The 7331-nt window shown below is 71.0% G+C and carries 6 protein-coding genes; 2 read left to right on the plus strand and 4 right to left on the minus strand.

Annotated features, from left to right (window positions below; translation table 11 throughout):
• Window positions 1–713: 713 nt before the first annotated feature.
• The 4 genes from AB8Z36_RS25025 to AB8Z36_RS25040 form a co-directional block, all read right to left on the minus strand.
• On the minus strand, window positions 714–1049 hold the full coding sequence (locus tag AB8Z36_RS25025) for a hypothetical protein (RefSeq protein WP_369215626.1): 336 nt from the start codon (window positions 1047–1049) through the stop codon (window positions 714–716).
• Between the two features lie 165 nt (window positions 1050–1214).
• On the minus strand, window positions 1215–2873 hold the full coding sequence (locus tag AB8Z36_RS25030; protein ID WP_369215627.1) for an amidohydrolase: 1659 nt from the start codon (window positions 2871–2873) through the stop codon (window positions 1215–1217).
• Window positions 2874–2925: 52 nt separating this feature from the next.
• Window positions 2926–3768 carry a mycofactocin-coupled SDR family oxidoreductase gene (locus tag AB8Z36_RS25035; protein WP_369215628.1) on the minus strand — a complete coding sequence of 281 codons (843 nt, stop codon included), beginning with the start codon at window positions 3766–3768 and terminating at the stop codon, window positions 2926–2928.
• 305 nt (window positions 3769–4073) lie between these two features.
• Window positions 4074–4721, minus strand: a complete 648-nt coding sequence (locus tag AB8Z36_RS25040; RefSeq protein WP_369215629.1) for a TetR/AcrR family transcriptional regulator — start codon at window positions 4719–4721, stop codon at window positions 4074–4076.
• 130 nt (window positions 4722–4851) lie between these two features.
• Between AB8Z36_RS25040 and AB8Z36_RS25045 the strand changes: the two genes are divergently transcribed.
• Together AB8Z36_RS25045 and AB8Z36_RS25050 are read left to right on the plus strand one after the other, a co-directional pair.
• Window positions 4852–6249, plus strand: a complete 1398-nt coding sequence (locus tag AB8Z36_RS25045; protein ID WP_369215630.1) for an MFS transporter — start codon at window positions 4852–4854, stop codon at window positions 6247–6249.
• Window positions 6246–7331 (plus strand): FAD-dependent monooxygenase (locus AB8Z36_RS25050; RefSeq protein WP_369215631.1); only part of this gene is annotated, 1086 nt, incomplete at its 3' end. The genes AB8Z36_RS25045 and AB8Z36_RS25050, both read left to right, overlap by 4 nt.

Here is a 7331-nt window from a genome sequence, read left to right on the forward strand (position 1 = left end):
GAACAACCCACCCCGGTGGCAGCGGACATGGATGTCCTGCCACACCTTCGACGTACGTCGGGACCCGTCGCGACCCCGGGCGCTCCCCGCACCCAGGGCCCCTTCTCGGGACCCGAAATCGATCACCCCCAAGGACGGCGCCGGGGACGCGAATACTGATGGTTCATAGCGCCGCACCTATAGATCATTAATGGCCGCCAGATGTCTGAACAGCTGAAGCACGGTCAATCTAGACCATCGGCGCCAGTTAGAAGAGGGGATGTGTGGAATTTGTGCTCAAGCATGGAAACTGGATCCGTCCGCCGGGCGCCGCCGAGGGGCCGCCGACGAGTGGAAAACACCGTGTGACCTGTGATGATGGAGGGCACTCCGGAGTGCGGACACCAGTCAAGCGGATGCGTTCCGACGCGCACAACTGGGCCGAATCCAGCCCCTCCGGGCCCCGCCTGAGGGACGCTCACCGGCCACCCCGGACTCCGGGCGGCTCACCCGGTCCGGGTGCGGTTTCGGCCCGGTAACGTTCGACGTACGACAACAGGCCATCTACGAGGGGAAGTTCGGCCACGGCGCCCTGCTGGTCGCGCTCTGGGGCGGTGTCGTGGCGAGGGGCCGAGGAGGCGTCGCGGGGCCCGGCGGCGGGCGCGGCGGTGCCCGGCCATCGAGGGCCCGGAATTCCTCGCCATTCCGTGAATCCGGAAGGAAATAATGCCGAATTAGTCGCACGGATCCGAGCAAGCGGTTTCTGGCCGCCCGTATCCGAGGGCATTTGAATTCTCTACGAGATGTATAGGGCAGCCATCCGCACGGCTCGCCCGCACGAGTTCCCGCCGCACCCAGTCGGAGACGCCGCCCAGCCGGGCCGCGGCCCTGCGCGGATCGCCGGTCAGGGTGGGCTGGTCCACCTCGAAGTCATGACCGGTCAGGCCGCTCTCCTCCTCGACGACGCGGGCGACGCGGTAGGCCAGATCCAGGACGGCCCGCGCCCCGGGGCCCGCGTAGTGGTGGGCGACCTCGATGCCACCCTGGTCCGCGGAGCAGTCGAGCCGCACCCGTCCGGGCGGCCTGGGTCGGTTCCGGGTCGGCGTCGGGGTCGAGGTCCGCGGTGACGCGGTCGGGCGTCTCCTGGAAGGTCAGGCCCGGCTCGACGCGCGGGAACATGATGTCGTGGGTCACGCGGGGCAATCCAGGAGACTTCCGGTGCCGCGGCGACGGCATTACTTCGAGGGTCGTCGTTCATCGGCGTCGAAGACGGGCTCGCCCTCGACGAACGTCATCCGCACCTCGGTGGCGTGCACGCGGGTGATCGGTACGTCGAAGGGGTCCTGGTCGACGACGATGACATCGGCGAGCATGCCCGGCTCGATGCGTCCGACCCGGTGCGCCATCCCCTCCTGACGCGCGGAGTTGACCGTGAAGAGGTTGAAGGCCTGCTCCAGGGTGATGGCCTGGTCGGGGCCGAAGGAGTCGGCGCTCCCTCCCGGCTCCTGGCGGGTGACGAGCGACTCGATGGCGGACCACGGGTTCACCGACGGCACGACGCACCAGTCCGACCCCGCGACGACCGGCGCGCCGCCTTCGAGCATCTCGCGCACCGGCCACACACGCCGGATCGCGGCCGGGCCGACGGCCGCCGCGATGTCGGCGCAGATGGGGGAGGGCCGCCACAGGTAGGGCGAGACCTCGAACGTGGCGCCGATCCGCGGGGCACGCCCGATGTCGGACTCCGTCACGAACGTGCAGTGCCCCACGTTGTGCATACAGGGCCCTGGCCCGTTGGCCGCGCGGGCGGCCCCGATGGCGTCGAGCGCCGCCCTGACCGCCGCGTCACCGGCCGCGTGGAACTTCACCGTGATGCCCATCCGGTCGAACCGGGTCACCGCCCGGTCCAGGACCGCCTGTGCGATCGCGAGCATCCCGTGCCGCCCGGCCTCGGCGCCCCGGCCCTCCACCGTGTCGGCGTAGGGCTCGATCATCGCCGCCGTGTGGCTGTCCGTCGGCACCCCGTCGAGGAAGATCTTCACGCAGTCGGGCGTGATGCGGGCGCTCGCATAGAGGTTCCGCATGGCGATCAGGTCGTCACACCCGGGGTCGTACGGGGACCACACGAGGCTCAGACGCACCCGCTGCCTGACGGCTCCCCGCGCCGCGAGCCGGGTGTAGGCGCGCAGTTCGGAGCGCGGCCCCGCGGTGAACCCCACCGCGGCCTCGGTGAACGACGTGATCCCGTAGGAGAGCATTTCCCCGAGAGCCCACTCCAGAGCCGCCTCCACCTCCTCATCGGCCGGTTTGGGTGCCGAGGCCGCGAGCAGATCGGCGGCGGTCTCGCGCTGGATGCCGCTCGGCCGGCCCGCGGTGTCCCGCTCGAAGATGCCGCCCGGCGGGTCCGGTGTGCCGGGGCCGATTCCCGCGGCCCTGAGCGCCGCGCTGTTGGCCCATGAACTGTGTCCGCTGGTGTCCTCAAGGAGAACGGGATGGTCGGGGGCGACGGCGTCCAGCATGGTCCGGTCCGGGCTGACGCCGAGCGCGGACGCGTCCCACTGCCCGCCGAGGACCCAGGCACCGGGGGCGGTCCTGGCCACGTGCTCGGCGACAAGGCCCAGCGTCTTGGCCAGAGTTGAGCCCTGCGGGACCTTGCAGCGGCGTTCACGGACCCCGGCGTAGATCGGGTGCACATGCAGGTCGTGCAGGCCCGGCAGGACGGTGTCCCCGGCCAGCTCGATCACCCGGGTGTCCGGGCCCCGCCGTGCGAGCACCTCCGCGCCGCCGCCGACGGTCTCGATGACACCGGCGCGCACCGTGAGCCCCTCGGCCCGGCCGGAAGCCGCCCTGACGTTCCCGCCCACCAGGATCGTGTCCGCGTACTGATCGGTCATGGACTCCCGCACCTCCGGCTCGGCGACTCCGCGGCTCAGCGAAACGGGCGGCTCAGCGGCGGTTGATGAATCCGGCGTCGATAGGCAGCGTGACACCGGTGACGTAGCGGGCTTCGTCCGAGGCCAGCCACAGGATGGCGTTGGACACGTCGAGCGGTTCGATCACGTCCACCGGCAGGGCGTTCGGCGCGCCCTCGGACAGGATCGGGTCCTGGGCGACGAACTCGGCCATGACGGGGTCGGCGACCATGGGCGTCGCCACGCCGGTGGGATGCACGGAGTTCACGCGGATGCTGTGCGGGGCGAGGTTGTTGGCGTACGTGCGCATCAGCCCGACAAGGCCGTGCTTGGAGGCGGCGTAGCCGAGGCCGCCGTTGCTCGCCCCGCCGATGCCGACCAGCCCTGCGGTGGAGCTGACGATCACGATCGAGCCGCCCTGCCCGGCGTCGACCATCGAGGGGATGGCCGTTTCTATGGTGTGGAAGGTGCCGGTGAGGTTGACGTCGATGGCGTCGTGCCACGCCTGCACCTGATCCTCCACGAGCAGCGGTGCGATCCCCGCGTTGGCGACCACGACATCGATCCGCCCGAACTCGGCGAGCCCCGCGTCGTAGGCCTCCCGGAGGGCGTCCCGATCGCGCACATCCGCCTGCCGCGCCACGACGCGGCGGCCCAGGTCCCGCACCTCCCCGGCCGCGTCGCTCAGGTCCTCCGGCGTCGACAGCGGGTACGGCACGGTGTCGACGGACCGGCAGATGTCCACGATGACCAGGTCGGCGCCCTCCCCGGCCATCCGGCGCACGACATCACGGCCGAGCCCTCCGGCCGCCCCCGTCACACAGGCCACCTTGCCGCCGAGACGCCCCTGAGCCGGTGCAGCTTCCTCATCGGACATGTCGCGAGTCCCTGCCGTCATCGGGCGGGCCGAGCCCGCAGCCCTATGGGTGATGTACCGCGCGAGGGTCGGTCTGACCAGGGGCCGGTCGAAGACCCGCGCGGCGGGACCGGCGGCATTCACCCGTATTCCGTGCGAGAGCGCTTACCCTCCGCCGAGGCTGAGGCCGGTGAGAGCGAGCGTGGGCGTGAATGCGGCCAGGAGGCTCAGCGCCTGCGGCGTCCTGTCGTGGGCGGGCAATCGCCGCCTCCGCGTGCCGCACGGGCGTTTTGCCCGCACGGGGCTCCGGGCACCGCTTCCCGCACCTACCCGGCCCGGTACGCGCGCAGGAAGGTCCGCACCCCCTCGACGACGAGCGGCCGCACCCGGGCGTCCTCGGCGGCGTTCGCCGAACCGAGCCTGTCCAGCGCCACGCCGAAGGTCAGCGCGATGAACTGGTCGGCCGCCAGGCGGGGATCGGGGACGGCGAGGAGCCCCGCCGCGCCGAAGGCGGCGAAGCGCTCGGCCAGTGCCTCGTCGGGGGTGTCGGCCATGGTGTTGTACCCCCGGTGCGGCAGGTGGCCGGATTCCGAGCGGACGAGCCGCTGGAGCGTCGCGTACTCCGCCGAGCCGAGCATGTCGGTCGAGATGCGCATCGAGAACGTGACCAGGGCGTCCTCGAGACCGGCCGCCTCGGTGCCGTCGGTGAGGGTGTCGTCCAGGGTGCGCCGGATCGTGGTGATCATCGACTGGCCGATCGCGTCGACGACTGCTTGCAGCAACGTCTGTTTGTCGCCGAAGTAGTCGTAGACCGTCCGCTTGGACACTCCGGCCCTGGCGGCGACCGCGTCGACGCTCGACCGGTCGAAGCCGTCGGCGAGAAACAGTTCGCGGGCCGCCGAGAGGATGGCGGCCCGCTTCCGCGTGGACCCCTCGCGCAGTGTCTTCGTGGTCGGTGTCTTCGTGGTCGGCATGGGCACATCCTAGCCGCCCACCGTTCTACACTGCACGGTGTAGTGTAGTTTCATCCCGGCCGTACGGAGGCTGCACGGACCGTCTCCACGGATCGGCCGCGCACGCCCGGCCATGACGGAAAGGAAGTCCATGACCGCAACTCAGGCTCCATCGGCCCGCATCGGAAAGGCCGCGGTCGGAGCCCTCGGCATGCTGGCGGTCGCCACCGGTGCCCTGGAGTCGGTGGTGACGCCGACCCTGCCGCTCCTCCAGCGCGAGCTGGACATGAGCCCCGCCGAAGGGGCGTTGCTCAGCATCATGCTGCTGATCACCGGCGCGCTCATCACGCCGGTCGCGGGCAAGTTAGGCGACCGCTACGGCGGAAAACGGGTCCTGCTCCGGCTGATGGCGGTGGTCTCGACCGGCGGCCTGGTGTCCGCCCTCGCGCCGAACCTGCCCGTACTGCTGCTCGGCCAGGTGCTCCAGGGAGCGATGGTGGGCGCGCTGCCCCTGTCGTTCATCCTGGTGCGCGCACATCTGCCGGCGGGCGAGTCGAAGGTGGCCATCGGCGTGGTCAGCGGCCTGTTCGTGGGCGGCGGCATGGCGGGCACGCTGTCGGCCGGGCCCGTGGCCGAAGGCCTGTCCCGGCACTGGATGTTCGCGCTGCCCACGCTCGCCGTGATCGGCGCCACCCTGCTGGTCGGCCGGCTGATGCCGCATGATCCGCCCGGTGGTTCCGACGGCGCCGGGATCGACTGGCCCGGCCTGCTCCTCCTGAGCGGCACGCTGATCACGCTCATGCTCGTACTCGCCCTGGCGCCCGACATCGGCTCGGAGCCGCTCGTGCTCGGCGCCCTCGTCGCCGCCCTGGCCGCCTTCACGACCGGATGGATCACCGTCGAACGCCGCGCGGCCTCGCCGATGGTCGATCTGCGCATGCTCGCCCGGCCCGCGGTCTGGAAGTCCTGCGTGCTGACGTTCGTGATCTGCGTCGGCACCTCCGTGGCGGTCTATCTCGTCCCGCAGCTCTTCGCGGTGGACTCCGGCACGTACGGATTCGGGGCCGGCGCCACCGAGATCGGCTTCTATCTGCTGCCCGGCGCTGTAGCCGCGTCCCTGGCCGGGCCGATCAGCGGCATCGGGACCCGGCGCTTCGGCTCGCGCGCCGTGGTCACCGCCGGGATCGTCCTCATGGTCGCCGCCCTGATCGCGCTCGCGGGCATCCACAGCCAGATCTGGCACCTCGTCATCGGCAAGATGATGATCGCGCTCGCCAATGGCCTCTGCGTCACGGCGATGGTGACCAGCACCGCCACATCCGTCGAGCGCGGCGACACCGGCATCGCCACCAGCCTGGTCCTGGTCACCCGCGTGCTCGGCTACGCCGTGGGCGTCCAGGTCAGTGGCGCGATCCTCACCGCCGGGACGCCGTCGGGGTCGGATGTTCCGGCCGAATCCGCCTTCGTCACCGGCTTCGTCATAGCGGGCGCCGTCACGGCGCTCTCCCTGCTCGTCACCCGCACCCTTAGCAAAGGAGCCAAGGAATGAACAGCACCGGTCACCCGAGGAACCGCCGCACCACACCGAGGGGCAGGGTCCTGATATCCGGGGCCAGCATCGCGGGCCCCGCCCTCGCCCACTGGCTGCACCGCTACGGATACGAGGTCACGGTGGTCGAGAAGGCGGCCACGGTGCGGCGCGGCGGCTACCCCGTCGACGTGCGCGGCACCGCCCTTGAGGTGGTGCGCAGAATGGGCGTCCTGCCGCGCCTGCGGGAGGCGCACATCGACGTGCGTCGACTGACCTTCCTCGACGCGGACGGCCGCGAGGTGGCCTCGGTCGATCCGCACGCTGTCTCCGGCGGTACGGCGGGCCAGGACCTGGAGGTGCCGCGCGGAGAACTGACCGAGGCGCTCTACGAGGCGGTCCGTGACGACGTGGAGTTCCTGTTCGACGACTGCGTCGACACCCTGGACCAGTCCTCCGGCCACGGCGTCGACGTCACCTTCCGTGGCGGCGCCACACGTACGTTCGACATGGTGTTCGGCGCGGACGGGCTGCACTCGCGTACCCGCGAGTTCCTCTTCGGCCCGGAGGAGCAGTTCCACCGCTACCTCGGCTACTGCTTCGCCGGATTCACCATGCGCAACACCTTCGGGCTCTCCGACGAACTGGTCATGTGGAACACCCCTGGCCGGGCGGCGGCGCTCTACGCCGTGGACCACGACGACGTGCACGCCTTCCTGAACTTCTCCCACCCCGACCCCCCTCTCGGCGCCTTCCGCGACCCCAAGGCCCAACGTGCCCTGGTCGCCGAGGTGTTCGCCGACGCGGGGTGGGAGGTCCCGGGCATGCTCGCCGCCCTGCGCGACGCGGACGACCTGTTCTTCGACTCGGTCAGCCAGATCCGTATGCCCCGCTGGTCCAGCGGCAGGGTCGCGCTGGTGGGCGACGCCGCGTACGCGCCCTCGTTCCTCACCGGCCAGGGCACCAGCCTCGCGCTCGTCGGCGCGTACATGCTCGCCGAGTCGCTCGCCGACCGGGACCACACCACGGGCTTCGCCGCCTACGAGCACACCACCCGCGCTTTCGTCACCCTGAACCAGGACCAGGTCGGCACCGGCGACGCC

Source organism: Streptomyces flavofungini (assembly GCF_041028215.1).
Lineage (GTDB): Bacteria > Actinomycetota > Actinomycetes > Streptomycetales > Streptomycetaceae > Streptomyces > Streptomyces flavofungini_B.

Excerpts from the sequence above, each read along its gene's own strand:
- AB8Z36_RS25035 (WP_369215628.1), bottom strand. The coding sequence starts at position 3,768 with ATGTCCGATGAGGAAGCTGCACCGGCTCAGGGGCGTCTCGGCGGCAAG.
- AB8Z36_RS25030 (WP_369215627.1), bottom strand. The coding sequence starts at position 2,873 with ATGACCGATCAGTACGCGGACACGATCCTGGTGGGCGGGAACGTCAGG.
- AB8Z36_RS25045 (WP_369215630.1), top strand. The coding sequence starts at position 4,852 with ATGACCGCAACTCAGGCTCCATCGGCCCGCATCGGAAAGGCCGCGGTC.
- AB8Z36_RS25040 (WP_369215629.1), bottom strand. The coding sequence starts at position 4,721 with ATGCCGACCACGAAGACACCGACCACGAAGACACTGCGCGAGGGGTCC.